The sequence below is a fragment of the Chryseobacterium sp. CFS2 genome (genome assembly GCF_036543225.1).
Classification (GTDB): domain Bacteria; phylum Bacteroidota; class Bacteroidia; order Flavobacteriales; family Weeksellaceae; genus Chryseobacterium; species Chryseobacterium culicis_A.
In genome coordinates, this window is record NZ_JAZHQU010000003.1 from 44,633 (window position 1) to 61,948 (window position 17,316).

The following is a 17,316-nucleotide window of genomic DNA, read 5'->3' on the forward strand; positions in this document are numbered from 1 at the left end:
CAGTTATTTATATATAAAAATGAGGAAAACCATAAAGTTCTAAAGTACAATGGCTTTAGAGCTGATTTTGAATAGATAACATAAAAAAATCTGCAGCTATTAATGAATAATAACTGCAGAAATAAAAGTGATTTATATTGTGATCTTCACACCGGCTGAAATATTAATTCCGGGCAGCGGACTTAGAAATTTTAACTGAGAATTCTGAAGTCGGGCCTCAGTGTTCAGAAGATTATTTCCAATAATATAATATTCCAGTTCCCCAAAGCCTAAACTGTTGTCTTTATAGGCTAAACGGGCATTCAATAATGAAAATGCAGGCATAGGAAGCTCCGGATTAATATTCTTTCCTAAATATTTTTGTTGTAAATAATGATCTAAGCTTAGATTCAGGCTGAAGTTCTTCAGAGTTCCTTCCAGATTGAATCCAAAACGGCTGGTAGGCATATTGGGCATATAATCGCCATCACTCCATTTTCTTATGGAACTGTCGGCAACGCTTATATTCCTTACCAAGTCATAATATCCGCCTATCTCCCACTTTCCTAATTTTCCGAGATCGGCTTTATAAGCGGCTTCAGCTTCAATTCCGTTGATTTCTGTATCATCGGAGCGCCATTCTTTTACCAGAAAAACTTCTCTCGAAATTCCGGTGTGGGCAAGGTAAATATAATTCTTATAAGAAGTATTATACCAACTGGCAGATATCCGAAGGTTCTTCAGGTTAACTCCAGTCCCGATTTCAATGGTGTTTGCCGTTTCCTTATCCAGTCTGTCATCACCATTTTCCTCTGTCAGAATAGCAAAATGATTATTTCCTGAATAAAGCTCATTCACTTCCGGTGCTCTTTCTGAGTGATTGTATTGTACTTTCAGATATCCTTTTTTAAAGATATTCCATTGAGCGGAACTATGGAATTGATGAAGGGTAAAGTCTCTGTCGCTGAGTTTTCCACCGGAAAGTCCGCGGCTTCTGACATATTTTTGATCTGCTTCCGCCCTGCGTTGTACATGATCATTTCTGTATCCAAGATCTATCTGAATACTATTAAAATCAAGATGCTGCATGGTAAAGAGTCCAATTTCACGGCTTATATTATTAGGTAAATATCTCTGACCACCATTTCCTTCCATTTCTCTGTATTGAATGTCAACGCCAGTGGTTCCCGTAAGAAATTTTAATTTCTGCTGTGCAATTTCCATGCGTCCATTGTGTTGATTTACAGCAAACTGATTGGCGCGGTAACGATCAAGAAGTTCTGCATTTTTTGAGAATACACTCATATAATTCAGTTTTATGCTTGAAATCGGAGAATTTGTAAATCGGTAACCTGATTCAAACATGGCTTTATGGGATAAACTTCTGATGTTGATCGGAAGATATTCTATTTTTTGCGATGGTTTTCCATGAGTATGTTTGGGGATTTTAGGGATTGCATATCCCGGAACTCCAAAATAAGAGTAAGAATTCTGATAGGCTCCTCCTGCATAAAAAGATTTTCCTATATAACTGGTTCCTAAATAGAATGAATTACTTTCTGAATGACTATTGGGAATGATTCCGTCTTTTGTTTCCACATAATCCCTGATTCCGTTTACTTCACTTCTGTAACGGTCTTTCACAGCATCCTGACCAGGAACATAAAGATCATTCTTTGGGTTGGGATAATGTTTACCGTCAGCAGGATTATAATACGTGGAACTGAAGGTGTAAAGATCATCTTCCGACAGTTCATATTCTATCATATGATCTTTGGCAAACTGGCTGATGTAAGGGAAAAGACTTTTGTTAAGTACGCGTCTTGAATCCACATCTATCTGGCAAAGTGATTGTAAAATACTGTTGAAACCTACCAGATTTGGGTCATAACATCTGCTGTCTTTTGATTTTCCCGGAATACTGACCATTTCCTGCTTCTGATTGGATGCTCCTACCGTCCAAACCCAGTTTTTGGCAATAGTACCTTTAGCTGAAAAGGCCTGTTTCTGCCCACTATTGCTTCCTCCTTCCAAAAGCCCGCGAAAGTTTATCTTTTTATCCGGCAGCTGTCTGGCAATATAATCTGTTTCAATATCTATGGCGCCTCCAATAGCTTTTCCTCCATATAAAACCGATGCAGAGTTTTTGTAAATCGTGATATTCTGAACATTGTTCATTTCTATATCCGTATTAAAATCAGGACTTATTCCGGAAAGATCATTAACTGCAGTTCCGTTTTCCAATATTTTGACACGGTTTCCGCTAAGGCTTCTGATAACGGGAGCTCCGGAGTTGGGCCCATATCCTGAATTTTGAATTCCGGGAATTTTACTCAATGTTTCACCCAGTGTATTAGACTGAATAAAATCCAGTTTTTTTCTTGAAATATTTGCAGAGTTATAATTTGTTTTTCCCTGTACCCTGACAGATTCTATATCCTTTACCATTTTTTTCTCAGGAGTAATTTTCTGAGATTTCAGAATAGATGGTGAATACATAAGTGAGCTTCCCACCAAAAAATAGACGGTCCTTTTCATGTGCATATACTTTAATGATCCGGCAAAGCTAGAAAATTAAATTATTTAATGCAACAATGTTGCTTTATTGAAATTATTAAATTTTTCCTTATAAAGCTAAAGGGTTAAATCCCTGAATTATTTTTTCAGAGACCTAAAAAAACCGCTCTTTTCAGAGCGGTATAATCTTTTTAATTCAATGCTTTTTGACTAGCAAGTTGAACCACACTCAAGTAATTTGATGTGGATAACACCGTTTACTACACATTGTGTTTGGCATAACGCGTTAGTTACAACAGTGCTTACACCGCCAACTACTCCACCTACTGTAGATCCTACGCCAGTAACTACGCCACCAACGATAGTACCTACACCGCCTACTACTCCACCAACTACACCTCCTAGTCCACCTAGAAGTCCGCCGATTGGATCTAGTAATCCGTTACCTGAAATAGCTTTTAATTCGTTTCTGTCCAATTTTTTTAAGTTTTTCATAACTATAATTTTATATGATTATTACATCACGAATATATGAATAATAATAATACTATTGCAAATTATTTTCAATAAATTAATTATATGTTTTTATTATTTAATATTTCATTAATATAAGTGTGTTTTAATGAAAATAATATTTTCACTTATATGTGATTGATTTACTAAATGTTAAAACTAATAACTCAATTTATGAAATGTAGAGTTATTGGTTTTGTATTAAATACTGATTATTTATGATTATTATTCAATACTGATAAGAGCTTTTGTATTGGCTTAAAAAAGGCTTATTACAGTGATGAATATTGAGTATTTTACGGTTCAGGCTGCCCTATTTCAGGAAAAATGGATACAGGTTGAATAAAATTCTGTAGAATGTAGGGGAAAACCTGTTTCATTCGTTGATAAAAGAGGTCAAATTTTGTATTTTTGCTGACATACTTTTATCAATGTCAGTTTTTTCAAATAATATACGCTTTTTAAGAGCCAGAAGAAAGCTCTCTCAACAAAATGTAGCCGACGAATTGTTGATTTCAAGAGTTCGGTATTCAAAATATGAAAATGGAATATCCGAACCTCCTATCGAGCTTCTGGTAAAAATTTCCAAATATTTTCATGTAAGTATTGACCTTATGCTTTCTGTAGATATTGAGAAGCATCCTATGGATGAGATGCTGAAACTTCCTGATAACAGAATTGTTCTTCCGGTTGCAGTAGATACGCATGGAAATGATACGATAGAAATTATCCCGCAGAAAGCCTCAATGGGATATCTGGAAGGCTATAGCGATATAGAATACATTGAAAGTCTTCAGCGTATTGCTCTTCCTTTCCTTACCAATGGAAAATACAGAGCTTTTCCTGCGGATGGTGATTCTATGCCTCCGTTCAGAAACGGATCTTATATTGTAGGAAAATATGTAGAAGGAATTAATGAGCTTAAGGAAGGTAAAACCTATGTTTTTGTTACCTTAAATGACGGGATTACCTACAAAAGGTTTAAAGAAAGAAAAGAAACGGCAATCAGTGTAAGTGCTGACAATTCATTTTATGAACCTTACGATATTCCTTTTGAAGAAGTAATGGAAATCTGGCAGTACGCTTCGGGGATTTTCCCAGAAGATTTTGAGCCGGGTGATTATGAAAGCTATAATTTTAAAGAGATGTTCCGTGAGCTGAGACAGGATATCAGGGATCTTGATAAAAAGGTTTCTGGCCGTCGCCGTAAGCAGTCTTAATCTATAAAATATTTATTATATAATATACTCCTGATTTTTCGCGGGAGTATATTGTATATGAACTTCTGTCATTACAGATGATCCGATAGTTCAATCCAAACGGGAGCATGATCACTGCTTTTTTCCCAACCCCTTACATGGCTGTCTGCTCCACCGGATGCCAGTCTGGGTTGTAGATAAGGACTTAATAAAATATGATCAAGCCTTATTCCCGCATTACGGTCGTAAGCTTTATACAAATAATCCCAGAAGGTATAAATTCTCTCATCAGGATAAAGACTTCGTATAGAATCAAGCCAGCCTTTTTTCTGAAGGTCCTTAAATGCTTTTCTTACTTCTGTCCTGTATAGCGCATCATTTTCCCAACGTTCAGGTTTATAAACATCCATAGGTTCCGGTATAATATTGAAATCACCGATCAGTATGGCGGGAAGTTCCATTTTAATGAGCTGGTTGGTTCGTCTTTTAAAACGCTTAATCCAGGATAATTTATAATCAAATTTGGGCCCCGGATAAGGATTTCCATTGGGAAGATACAGGCAGCAGATTACCATTTGATCAATAATAGCTTCTATATAACGGCTCTGAACATCATCTGTATCACCGGGTAAAGATCTTTGTACTTCAGTTATTTCTCTGTTTCTTGCCAGTATGGCTACTCCGTTCCAGCTTTTTTGTCCGTTCCATATGGCCTGATATCCTGCGTTATTGATATCCTGTAATGGAAAGCGTTCCTGTGGGGCTTTTAATTCCTGAAGGCAGACAATATCCGGAGACGTTTCTTTCAGCCATTTCAGTAAAACAGGAAGACGGCCATTGATTCCGTTCACATTATAGGTTGCTATTTTCATGATGAAGGTTTTTTAGAAAATCAATTCTTTTTAATTACGACAATAATTATTCCATCATAAATATCTATTATTTGATATTTTATGGAATAATAATCTCAAAAAAATAAGTTTTAATGAATAATCTCTGGTTTGAGAAATAAAAGTTCAATATATTTGTGATACCAGATGTAGCTCATTAATAATAAATTTCGATGAAAAGATACCCGACCTTTTTATTAGCATTACTTTTTCCAATCACAATGTATGGCCAGCAAAATTTATCTGCTGATGAATTGTTTGTTAAAGCCCGTACCACTGCTTTTGAACAGAAAGATTATACTACATCTATAGCACTCGCCAAAGAAGCATTGGAAAAAGCACCCAATTATACAGATATTTCAGTTTTTCTGGGAAGGTTATATACCTGGAACAAAGACCTGGCTGCAGCAAGAGCTGTGTTTGAAGATCTTGGAAAAAGAGAGGTTCAGGATGAAGATTATTTTCTTGCCTATGCATCATTGGAATACTGGAATGATCAGAATACAAAAGCTATTGAAATTATAGATAAAGGACTTTCGTACCATTCAAAATCTGAAGCATTACTGCTGCTGAAGGCAAAAGTATATTTTGGCATGGATAATTATGAGGAAGCCGACAAAGCTGTAAAAACTCTTTTATCCATCAATCCTAAAAATACTGAGGCAAGAGCTCTTGCGGTAAGGATAAATGATCTTTCTTCTAAAAATGCGGTAGGAATTGTTTATAATTATTCCCATTTTGACAAACAGTTTGATGATGACTGGCACATCGTGGGGGTAAGCTATAAGAGAATTACGCCGATTGGTTCTGTGATCCTTCGGGGTAATTATGCCAATAAGTTTGCACAGGGCGGCACACAGATTGAGCTGGAAGCCTATCCGAGACTTTCCAAAATGTTTTATCTGTACGTTGGCGGAGGATATTCTGATGATGTTGGTCTGTTTCCGAAATACCGCACGGGAGTTTCTTTAAATGCCAATCTTCCTCATAGTTTTGAGGCAGAACTGGGCTATCGTCAGCTTTATTTCAGCAACAGTATCTGGATGTTTACTGCTGCTGTAGGTAAATATTATAAAAATTTCTGGTTCAATCTGCGCACTTATATTACTCCTGACAGCAAGAATATTTCACACTCTTATACAGGAACGGTACGATATTATACAAAAGGAGCCCAGGACTATTTTGCTTTTCAGATCGGAACAGGTATAAGCCCTGAAGAGTACCGTAATAACCTTCTGGAAAACGAGACCTTTAAGCTTAAAACCTTTAAAGTAGGAGCTGAATATAATTTTTCTTACCGCTCCGTCAATCTTTTTTCTGTGGGAACGATGTACTATAATCAGGAATTCCGTCCGGGTGAGAAAGGAAATCAGTTTGATCTTACTTTAGGCTATACCCGAAAGTTTTAAAATCTTGATTTCGTTTTTTTCTTAAAATTGACCATTACCGAATCCGGCATCAGCTTTTTCGTAGAATAAAACTTGGCATTCATACTTTTGTATTGATTGAATCTGCCATTGATCTTATTCATGGCTGCCGCATCATTGTCCGCGCCCTCTTCCATATTTTTCAGTGTGAAAAGTTGTCCGTCATGGATGTAATACTTTTCAGATACAAAGTCGATCAGTTGGTTTTTACTCTGCATCATAGGAATTCCGGTTTTGCTTATCTCAGAATCTTCAGAAAAGCCTCTTCCTACCCATGTTACTGTAGAAGGAGTACTGATTTTATAATTATTTCTGTAATACGCCAAAATAGAAGGTGCAATATCAAAATGACTGACTGTTTTGTGAAAACGTTTTGATTCTTTTAATAGTGGAGAATAGATTAATAAGGGTACGTGGAACCTGTCAATTTTAGATTGTAATGTAATTTCAGGCATACTGTGATCTCCCGTGATCACAAAAATTGTGTTTTTGAAGTCCGGTCGTTTGCTGTATTTTTCAAAGAAGCCTTTAATGGCATCATCTGCATTCAATACTGAAATGAGCTGATCTTTGTGAGCGGCTGCCCATTTTTTCTGTTCAGCAGTTAAAATCCCTGAATTAAGCCTTTGGTTGTAAAGCTTTTCATAATAATTTTTATTGTTGATTAAAAAAGGATTATGGGTTGAAAGCGTAAGTATCATATTGAAATACGGCTGATTCTGTGGTTTCTGTTGCTGCTGCACTTTATCTAAGACAGCCTGATCCTCATATCCCCAGCTTTCTCCGTTGTTGGCGGGAAGTTTACGGTAAGGACTGCTGAATGAAGCTTCGTCTACGATATGATCTACCCCGCTATATTCCAGAAATTCACGGTAACGGTCAAAGGATGCGTGACCTCCGTAATAAAATCCAGTTTCAAATCCGTTGGCTTTAAGGATATTATAAAGATTGAAATTCTCCGGTGTTTTCTCTATTTCAAGGAAGCCGTTCTTTCCGAAAGGAAGTGACCCTGTCAGTGATGGCAATGCTCCGAATGTTCTTCCTGCTGAGCTTAAGCTGTTTTCCCAGAATAATCCTTTACCTGATAAAGAATCAAGATAAGGGGTAAAATTCCCGATATACCCTTTTGGAGAGGTATAGGCATGTCCAAAACCTTCCATAATAAGGAAAACAAGATTAGGAATCTTCTCGGACTTGTTAAGATAAGGCCCTAAGAAATCCTGTGTATTTTCTTTTCTCCAGAACGGAAAGTTTTTATCAATCATTTCTGCGTTGGCTGCAAAATCTTCATTTTCGCTCAGTAATTCAGTCAGTTCCGGGTGGTCGCTGATGAAATTGTCTTCATTGGATTTAAAGAAATAAGCCCATTTACTTTTTGCTGCATTTTGATTAAATTCACTCTCAGAACCTAAAATCTTAGATCCTGCTATATTGGATGGAATGAAAAATGCCGCCAGCCCGAAAATTAATAATACCAATCCGGGATAGATTGATTTTAAAGCTGTTTTGCCTGCAATCCATAAAGGAACAAGAGAAGCTATTATTAAAATTCCCAGTAATGCAAAGTTTTTGAAGTTGAGCATTCCGCTTGCCTGCAAAATCTGCTTCATCTCTTCTTTGCTGTAGTATAAGAGATCTGCCCCCAATACATTACGGCTTTCAGAAAAATACAGGAATAAGATATATTGGGTAACTGCTACAATAAGCAACGTTATCATTCCCAAAGTCCTTGCCCAGCCTTCTTTGATAAAATTAATGATCAGATATACGACTCCAATACAGAATGTCAGTTTAAACGCAAATAAAATATTTTCTACGAAAAGATTACCAATAATGGCAGATGTTTCAAATTTTGGAAAAGTATATTTGTACCACAATGATTCTGCGGCAACTCCTATTAAAAATAAAACAAAGAAAACCAGCGCCAGCATTCCCCATTTTTTCAGCCCTGCCTGAAGGATAGCATATATTCTTTCTTTTAGAGGTAAGTGCTGTGTACTCTGATTGAAACCTTGTCTCGTCATTTCGCCCCAGCCATGGGATTTTTTGAAATAATCTATAAATCCGTTTACTCCTGCTTTTACTACAATAGGATGGAAATAAAAAGGTTCGGAAAAAGCGGTGAAAATCAATCTAAGGAAATCTTTTCTTTTGGTATAGACCTGATGGCTTACGAGATCCACTAATATCGCATAGATGGAATAGAGAAATCCCATTGATATGACGAGAGCAAACAGAACGATAAAGAAAGGCCAGTTGATAATTCCCAACAATAAAAAGATAATGAAGATAATATAGCCCGAAAATTCGATAAGTGGTCCCAGAAATTCAAAGAAGAACCAGTAAGGAAGACTGATCATTCCCAGTTTTTTATACTTCGGATTGAACATGAGTTTTCTGTGTTTCCACAAGGTTTCCATGGTTCCTCGCATCCATCTGTTTCTCTGTTTTTTAAGAATATCTTTGGATTCGGGAACTTCCGTCCAGCATAAAGGATCCGGAATGGTAAGCACTTCGTAAGGCTCATTCTTTTCCTCCATGTATTTTCTCATTCTTACCACCAGCTCCATATCCTCTCCTACGGTGTTTTTATCATAACCACCGCATGCCAGTACAATTTTTCTGTCAAATACTCCAAAAGCACCAGAGATCAGGATTAACCCTGATGCGCGGGACCATGCCATACGTCCGAGAACAAAAGCCCGTATATATTCCAATGCCTGAGTTCTTCCCAGAAGAGTTTTCGGCATGTTGACACTGACTACTTTTCCGTTTTCAATGACACAATTGTTGGCCAGACGAATCACTCCGCCGCATGCAATGAACTTTTTATCAGTCTGCTCCAGCATGGGCTTTGCAAGTTTTAAAATAGAATCCTGCTCCAGAATACAGTCAACATCAATGCAGACCAGATATTCGCCGGAAGAAATATTCACTCCAACATTTAAAGCATCTGCTTTTCCTCCGTTTTCTTTATCAACCACAATCAGTTTTTTAAAGGCCGGATTTTTACTTTTATAAACGCCTCTTACCGCATTGGTTTCTATTTTTCCCTGAATGAAATAAGCTACAGACTCAAGTTCGTAAGCTTCAATTAGCTTTTGAATGGAATCGTCCTTACTTCCGTCATTAACAATAATGATTTCCAGATTATGATAGTAAAGGGATAACAGGGAACGTACATTTTCCACAATGGTCATTCCTTCATTATAGGCCGGAGCAATAACACTGAATACAGGAGCGTTTGGATTTGCCGCAATAATGCTGTAATCTGTAAATGTATTTTCTTTTTTATAACGCAATACGGCACCCAGCGCATAAATTCCTATCCAGCCATAGATAAGGGTTACTGCTGTTCCATAAATCAGAAACACCCAAATAACAACTTCATAGATGATGTGTGAGAATTCTAACATACTTTTTCCTGCAATGCGTATTTAATGATTTGAATTAATTCTTCAGAATAGTTTTCCTTTTGGGATAGTTCTGTCAGGTATTCCTGTTTTTCCAAAGCACATAAAGCTTCTGCAGCATACACTTTTATTCCCGAATCAGGCGTGTTCAATAATTGATCCTTCAGAAAATCTGTACAGCACTGGTCTTTTGACTTTTTCATGACTTTAAGGATTTCTTTCTGTACTTCAATCGGCTGTTGCGGATACACTTCCATAAGATCTCCAATGGTAAATGAATTTTCCAGCGATAATAAAGTCTGAACTGCCTGTACCCGTACATCAACAGAAGGATGATCCAATACATCAGTTACGGTAGAATAGAGAGATAATACCTGAAATTTTCTTAATAGTTTAAGGGTGAAAATAACTACGGAGTCATTAGAACTTTCCATCCAGATTTTAATACTTTCTCCGGAGTTTTCAGGAATATTGGTAATTGAAATCAGCAAACGAAGCTGTTGCCATTCCGAAATTTTTGATGAAATGCTGTTCAGGAAATGAAGACCTTCAAATCCCTTAAAATTCACCATCGCATATTGAGCTTCCTGATATACCTGAGCTGAAGGATGGGTTAAAAATGTAGAAATTTTAGGTAAGGCTTCTTCTACTTGCATAGCCGTAAGCTCCTGTATTCCTCCTGCAATGATATGTTCTTTCTTTTGATTCAGTTTTTTCAATGCTTCTTCCTGAAGGCTGTATTCCTGAAATAAGTCTTTGAGTTTATTCTGGGCTGCTCCGGAAAATTTCTTCTCGGATTCTGCCAGTCTCTGAAGGAATAAATTTCTGAATGAGGCATTGCCGGAAGCTGCTGAAAAGTTACTGTTTGCTGGTATTTCCTCTTCACTATATACAATCACTTCTGAGATTTTTTTATTGATCACTTCAGACCATCTGAAAGCCTGAAGAGATTCTCTGTACTGATAAAAGCTGTAGATCAGTACCGCTATGATCAGTAAGAGTACTAATGATAGCATTCCCAGAAAAACAAGAAAGAGAAAATGCACAGAAGTGGTGAGAAACATGGCTGTAGTTTATTTTGAAGAAAATCTTTTTATTCTTAATATCAATTCATTGGGACTGAATGGCTTTATGATGAAATCGGCTGCTCCCAGGTCAAAAGCATTCAGTACCACTTCTTCCTGCCCCATACTGGAAAGCATAATCACCGGGATCTGCTTACCCATGGTTTTAATGGCTGAAAGTATTTCAATTCCGGAGGCAAACGGCATCATGATATCTGTGATAGCCAGGTCTATATCCTTGGTTTTCAAAGTTTCAATAGCGTCTTTTCCGTTGCGGGTTAGGATCACTTCATGCCCTTCTTTTAATAATTTATGTTCAATCGTTTTTAGAATCAGTTCGTCGTCTTCGGCGATTAGAATCAGCATAATTTTAGTTTTTTATTGTATTAGATTTTTTATTAATTGTAATCCTGTTGTTATTTCCCGGATCATTTCTTTTTCCATGGAAGCAAAATCCATGTTGGCTTCTGTTTGGCTTTCCCAGTGGGCGCTACGTTCTGTAAGTCTTACCAATCCTGCTGTTCCTGCTGTTCCTTTCAGCTTGTGAAGAATCAATTTCATATTGGCACTGTCTTTTTCTGCTGTGCTTTTTTTGATATTTTCTTCAGCCTGGGTAAGTTGATCTACTACAAGGTTCAGGAAAATTTTTCTGAAATCCTCGTCGTCATCACCTATTTGTTCGTTCAGGACATTGATATCAAGATAATTTGGTTTATTGGCCGAATCTTCAGATGGGATATTGATAGGGTTTTCATTAAGGATGTACTTTTTTAGCATTTCCAGCAAATCTGCCTGTCTTAAAGGTTTAGGAAGGAAGTCATTCATTCCGGAATCCAGACATTTTTCTTTCTCGCCCAGTACATTTCCTGCGGTTACTCCAATAATCGGAATGTTGTGATACTCCGGCAATAATCGGATTTGTTTTGTCGCTTCAATCCCATCCATTACCGGCATCTGAACATCCATTAAAATAATATTGAATGTTTTTTCTTTACAAAGCTGAAATGCCTGAAGGCCGTCTGTAGCTTCTGTAAGCTGTGCATCAGGGATTAATGAACGCATCATTTTATTATTCAGCACCATATTCACCGGGTTGTCATCCACCAATAAAACCTCCGGCGATTGCATCAGTATTGAGGTTTCTATTTCCGGCTGTGAACTGCTGGTGATCTCTTTTTCAGTATTTTTTACCGCCCTTCTCAAGGTTTTGTAAAGTTCTTCGGATTTGATAGGCTTCAGCAGGAAGTATGAATTGCTTTCCTGGCGGAAAGAATTAATGACATCATGTTCTTCAGAAGACGTGTGAAGGATAATCAGAGGAGAAGATTCATTTTGTGTATTAAACAGTTCCTTGATTTTTTCTATGGTTTCCAGCCCGGAAATAATCGGCATGTGATAATCCATCAGAATGACATCAAAACGCTCTCCGGCAAGCAGTATCTGAAGCGCTTCCATTCCATTGGCCGCAAGTTTTGAATCCACATTTTTATAGGCAAGCATATGCTGGATAATAATCCTGTTGGCTTCATTATCATCTACAATAAGTACCTTGCTTATTTTCAGGTCATCATCCTCACGGTGATCAGACATTTCATAAGGAACTTCGATGTCAAAATAGAAAACGGAACCTTTCTGAAGTTCGCTTACCAATGACAGCTTGCTTCCCATGTAGTTCAGGATATTATTGGAAATTGTTAATCCAAGACCTGTTCCTCCATACTGTTTGCTGATAGAGCTGTTTTCCTGGGTAAAGGCATTGAAAATATGCTGTTGTTTTTCCTTAGGAATCCCAATTCCGGTATCTCTTACGGAAAACCTGAGTTTGATATTTTGGCTGTCCAGATTCAGTTTTTCTACTTTAAGTTCTATTTCTCCCTGTGTTGTAAATTTTACTGCATTTCCAAGGAGGTTGATCAAAATTTGCTTCAGTCTTGATTCATCAAGCCAGATTGTTTCAGGAAGTCCCTGTTCTATATTTAACAGTAATTCTATATTCTTTTTCTGCGACTGGTAAAGGATAACATTGATTACCTGGCTTACCATGTCATAAATATTAGACTTATCAATAATAAGGTCCATTTTTCCGGATTCTACCTTGGAAAAATCAAGTATATCGTTGATGATATTCAATAAATTCTCTCCTGATTCATTGATATAATTGAGATATTGGGTCTGTATATCATTCAAAGGCGTTTTTAAAAGAAGGTCGGAAAAACCAATAACCCCATTCAGTGGAGTTCGGATTTCATGGCTCATGTTAGCTAAGAATTCAGATTTTGCTTTGCTGGCAATATCTGCCATTTTCTTAGCATTTTTCAGTTCTCTGTTGATCTTTACAGATGCTGTAATATTTTGGGCAGAAACAATAATTCCCCCGATAACATTATTGGAAAGATACCATGGCGTAACCTCTACGCTGTAATGCTGAATAATTCCTTTACCCGGAACTTCTATTGCCATGTCTTCATTCTTGTAGGCCTTTCCTGCCAGTGCTTCCTGATATATTTTTAGTCTTTCATCAGGTACATTGGGAGAAATTTTAAACATATTTTCACCAATAAGCCTGATGTCGTTCATCTGAAATTCATCTTTCCAGCTTCTGCTTACAGAAACATAATTAAGATCTTTGTCGAACATGGCTACTGTAGAAGGTACATATTTTACAAAAGACTGTAGCATAGCCTCTTTCTTGGCCAGTTCAAGATAAACTTTTTTGAAGGTATCAATATTCTGAATGATTCCGTAGACTCTGGTGCATACTCCATCTTCAATTTCAGGTATACCTTTTACCCTTACCCAGATCATTACCCCGTCATTTTGTACAAGCTGTAATTCTTCATCGTAGGGAATGCCTTCTTTTACAGTCTTTTCGAATAAGAATTGCAGTCTTTCCCTGCTTTTTTCAGTATAGAAACCCAGAGCATTGTCAAAATTAGGCTGAAAATCCTTATCTATTTTATGTATTTCTCTGGTAGATTGTGACCAAGTGACGGTATTGTTTTTCAGATTTACTTCCCATCCTCCCACCTGGGCAACAGCACTGGTCTGTTCCAGCATCTTTTTCGTATGCACCAGATCTTTTTCCAAAGTCACTCTTTCAGTAACATTCAGTGCGGTGCTGACCACATAAGGGTTTCCTTCTTTATTGATCTCCACAAGATTGTGATACATCCAGATCATTTCTTCACCTCCTTTTGCTTTCAGAATCATGGTTCCGAAATCTTCCTGGTTTTTGTTAATCCGCTCGAGATATTGCTCTAGAAGAGGCCAGTTTTTTTTAGGAACAAGGTCTTTTAAATTCAGCCTTTCTACCTCTTCAGCAGAATATTGCAAGGATTCTCTTCCTTTTTCGTTGACAGCAATGATATTTCCTTCCATATCATGCATACTCATCAAACCTATGGCGTTTTCGAAGAAGCTTCTGAAACGGCGCTCGGAGCTTTCCAGTTTGAGTTTTTCTTCGATACGTTGGGTAATATTGATTCCGAAACAAAAAATCTCTGAATGGTTGTGATTGAGTTTTAAAGACCATTCAATAATGATGGTTTGAGTATCATCTATTTTTGTTGAAGTAGTAAATGTTACTTCTTCATCCGTATTGGGAAGGTTTTTGGAAAGTAATTGGAGTTGAGAATTATGATTCCCTATCAGGTCCAGGAAATTCTGATCGAGAATCTGACTTTTATCCATTTGAAAGGTTTTTTCAAAAGCCGGATTGCTCTCTTTCAGAAGAAAGTTTTTATCCAGAACACAGATCAGGTTATTCGAAATGGTAAAAGTTTGTTGAAAATATTCAGCCTGGATGTTTTTCCTTTTTCCCATCAGGACTTTTGTAATGGCCTCTCCTATTTTTTTCAGGGTCGAAATCTGATCGTCTGTGATTGTTTTAGGTTTATAATCAATAACACATAATGTTCCTAATACAAATCCTTCATCATCAATCAAAGGAACTCCTGCATAAAACCGGATTCCCCCTGCCAGAATAAGAGGATTATCGGAAGATCTTTCATCCAATAATGTATCATTAATAATTACAACGTCACCACTAGCGATAGAATATTGACATACAGTATTTTTCCTGTCTACAAAATCCAGGGCAAGCCCCACACAGCTCTGGATGGTTTGGGTTTCGCTTTCCATCATAGCAATAAGGGCTGCAGGGCAGTCTGTCACAAGGCATGCTGTTTCTGCAAAAATGTCTAACTGGGGATCTTTTTCAAGGTTTAAAAGATTAAAATACTCCAGTTTTTTTATTCGACCTTCTTCATTCGCAGGAATTGGATACTTCTTCATATATTATATCAACAATTAGAGACTATTCTTTTTTGATTATTAAAAAATGATAATCAAGGCCTTAAAGTTTATATTTTAAATATTTTTCAGCACTTTAAATTATTATTTTAATAAGTAAACCAAAGTACGAAATAATTTTGTATTCTATTGTGGTAAATTTGTTAATAAAGCTATATGTATATTTATTTTAAAATAGTTTATAAGAATCCTGTGCTTATATGGAATTAATGAGCATTATGAAAATAAAAAGTACCCTCTGTAAAATAGGGTACTTAATGAATGAACCGGGATGATATAAGTAGTTCATAATGTGTTTTCTTAAGGCCTGACGATTGATGTTTATAAAAGTCCATTTCCGTATTTTCAGGAAATGGACTCACCACTTATCATCATCCAAATCACAACTAAACTATAAAGAGTGAAGCAATAGCCTGTGCATCGCTGCCACTTAAAATTTCATCATAAGCTGCAGAACCTGCTGCAGCGCCAAACAGAGTTGCTGTGTTGTAGCCTGCCTGATTGGTATTGTCTTCTCCGGCATAAACAGGATTAGTAGCTGAAGGCATACTTCCTCCATCAGCAAGCTCAATCCATCCTTTATTGGCTCTCATTCTTCTTACCTGTGAAGCATGTCTGGCTTCCACGGAATGAATCTGTAAGGCTGCCTGAAGCACTACTTTATTGGACATTACGTTTCCTGCCTGCCCTTTATACGCTCTTACTCCGGTATCTTCAAAGGCTTGCGCAAGGATAAGAAACTGGTTATAATCTGTAAAAGGCATAAAGTTTCCGCCGGCCGTAAAATCAAAAGTAGGTTTATTCCCCGGGGTTGTCCCTAAAGAAGTCAGCGTGCTTTTCAGAAAGCTTACATGGGCGGATTCATGTTTTGAAATCTGCATGAAAACAGTTCTGTCTGCATTGGGGATTAGTCCTGGTGTTGACAGTCCTATGCTGTAATACTCATTTTCCAGGTATTCCAGTACCAATGCCAGTTGTAAAGCATCTGTCAATGTGCTTTTTAAAGCAGTACCCGTTAAAACGGGTTTTGTAGTTTCTGCTTTGGCAGAAGTAGCCATCAATGTGCCTAATCCAAGAGGAACGGCTGCTGTAGCGGCTTTTTTTCCGAATAAGGATATATTCGTAAGGGTTTCTAATCTTGAAGCTTCTGTGGTAAAAAATTTATCATGTGAAAGCTTATCCAGTAATCTAAGAATATTCATAATGTAAGTTTTTTAAGATGAATGATTAGTTGATACCTCTTTCTTTCCAGGTAAAAGGTGTTTTGATAAATGCTCCTGCGGCCATTACTATGTCTTTGGGTTCTTTGGCAAGGTCAAGACCGTTGGCATCTATCACATCATCTCCTGAAAAATCTGCAGATCCCGGATTGATTAAATTTCTGATGGCAGAAGCATGTCTGGCTTCCACCGAAACTATTTTTCCGGCAATGACAAGATAAGCAGGATTGGAAATATATTTTCCGGCACCATTATACGCTGCCACACCGGTATCTTCTAATGCTTTTGCAGTAGCCAGTACCGAATTTCTGTCATTAAAATTCACATTTGGATACTGGAATTCAAGTTTTGGAAGCACATGATCTGTAGCTCCGCTAATGGCTGCTTTGAAAAAATCTCGATGGATGACCTCATGATGGTAGAGATCAGTAAAGACCTGTTTTTCAATACTGGAAATTCCGGTATAAAAATTGTTGACCACTTTTGTATAAAAATCTGCTTCAAGCTGTTCCAGTGCATAGGCATAGTTCAATACGCCTACATCTCCTGTTCCAAGATCATACTTGGATTCTTCTATAATCATAAAGTCATCACTGTCATCACAACCTATTAAGGTAAGGCCTGCAACAGCCAATCCCACTCCACTTAATTTTAAAAAGTTTCTTCTGCTGGTATCAAGGGTAGCACCCTGATTAGAAACCTGAATTGTCTTTTTCATACTATTAATTTTTTAGTGTTAGATATAAAAGAAATAAAAACAGCATATTCCAATATGCTGTTTGA

General features: G+C 37.1%; 11 protein-coding genes. 2 read left to right on the forward strand and 9 right to left on the reverse strand.

Annotated features, from left to right (window positions below):
• Window positions 1–132: 132 nt before the first annotated feature.
• Window positions 133–2,517 (reverse strand): TonB-dependent receptor, encoded by a 2,385-nt coding sequence (locus ODR02_RS07050; RefSeq protein WP_309511957.1) that lies wholly within the window; start codon window positions 2,515–2,517, stop codon window positions 133–135.
• 189 nt (window positions 2,518–2,706) lie between these two features.
• Entirely contained in the window at window positions 2,707–2,991 is a 285-nt protein-coding gene (locus tag ODR02_RS07055; RefSeq protein ID WP_002979306.1) for a bacteriocin-like protein, read from the reverse strand.
• A gap of 449 nt (window positions 2,992–3,440) precedes the next feature.
• Here ODR02_RS07055 and ODR02_RS07060 point away from each other — a divergent pair, with 449 nt between their 5' ends.
• Window positions 3,441–4,229 carry an XRE family transcriptional regulator gene (locus ODR02_RS07060; RefSeq protein WP_309511958.1) on the forward strand — a complete coding sequence of 263 codons (789 nt, stop codon included), beginning with the start codon at window positions 3,441–3,443 and terminating at the stop codon, window positions 4,227–4,229.
• 71 nt (window positions 4,230–4,300) lie between these two features.
• On the opposite strand, the gene xth is transcribed toward ODR02_RS07060, so the two are convergent.
• A complete protein-coding gene (xth, locus tag ODR02_RS07065) occupies window positions 4,301–5,080 on the reverse strand; it encodes an exodeoxyribonuclease III (protein WP_309511959.1) in 780 nt (259 codons plus the stop codon).
• A 191-nt stretch (window positions 5,081–5,271) separates the two neighbouring features.
• On the opposite strand from xth, the gene ODR02_RS07070 reads away from it, so the two are divergent.
• Window positions 5,272–6,507 carry a YaiO family outer membrane beta-barrel protein gene (locus ODR02_RS07070; RefSeq protein ID WP_309511960.1) on the forward strand — a complete coding sequence of 412 codons (1,236 nt, stop codon included), beginning with the start codon at window positions 5,272–5,274 and terminating at the stop codon, window positions 6,505–6,507.
• On the opposite strand, the gene ODR02_RS07075 is transcribed toward ODR02_RS07070, so the two are convergent.
• The 6 genes from ODR02_RS07075 to ODR02_RS07100 all read right to left on the reverse strand — a co-directional run bounded on the left by ODR02_RS07075 (window position 6,504) and on the right by ODR02_RS07100 (window position 17,251).
• Window positions 6,504–9,941 (reverse strand): sulfatase-like hydrolase/transferase, encoded by a 3,438-nt coding sequence (locus ODR02_RS07075; RefSeq protein WP_309511961.1) that lies wholly within the window; start codon window positions 9,939–9,941, stop codon window positions 6,504–6,506. The two genes, ODR02_RS07070 and ODR02_RS07075, sit on opposite strands and share 4 nt — an antisense overlap.
• Window positions 9,935–11,002, reverse strand: a complete 1,068-nt coding sequence (locus ODR02_RS07080) for a HEAT repeat domain-containing protein (RefSeq protein WP_309511962.1) — start codon at window positions 11,000–11,002, stop codon at window positions 9,935–9,937. Before ODR02_RS07080 ends, ODR02_RS07075 begins: the two co-directional genes overlap by 7 nt.
• Before the next feature lie 9 nt (window positions 11,003–11,011).
• The gene (locus ODR02_RS07085; RefSeq protein ID WP_209784360.1) at window positions 11,012–11,368 is read right to left on the reverse strand and encodes a response regulator transcription factor; all 357 of its coding nucleotides are present in this window, start codon (window positions 11,366–11,368) and stop codon (window positions 11,012–11,014) included.
• A gap of 12 nt (window positions 11,369–11,380) precedes the next feature.
• Window positions 11,381–15,295, reverse strand: a complete 3,915-nt coding sequence (locus ODR02_RS07090) for a response regulator (protein WP_309511963.1) — start codon at window positions 15,293–15,295, stop codon at window positions 11,381–11,383.
• Window positions 15,296–15,699: 404 nt separating this feature from the next.
• Window positions 15,700–16,515, reverse strand: a complete 816-nt coding sequence (locus tag ODR02_RS07095) for a ferritin-like domain-containing protein (protein ID WP_209784362.1) — start codon at window positions 16,513–16,515, stop codon at window positions 15,700–15,702.
• A gap of 25 nt (window positions 16,516–16,540) precedes the next feature.
• Window positions 16,541–17,251: a ferritin-like domain-containing protein gene (locus ODR02_RS07100; protein ID WP_209784363.1), complete on the reverse strand. Its 711-nt coding sequence runs from the start codon at window positions 17,249–17,251 to the stop codon at window positions 16,541–16,543.
• Between the last annotated feature and the right edge of the window lie 65 nt (window positions 17,252–17,316).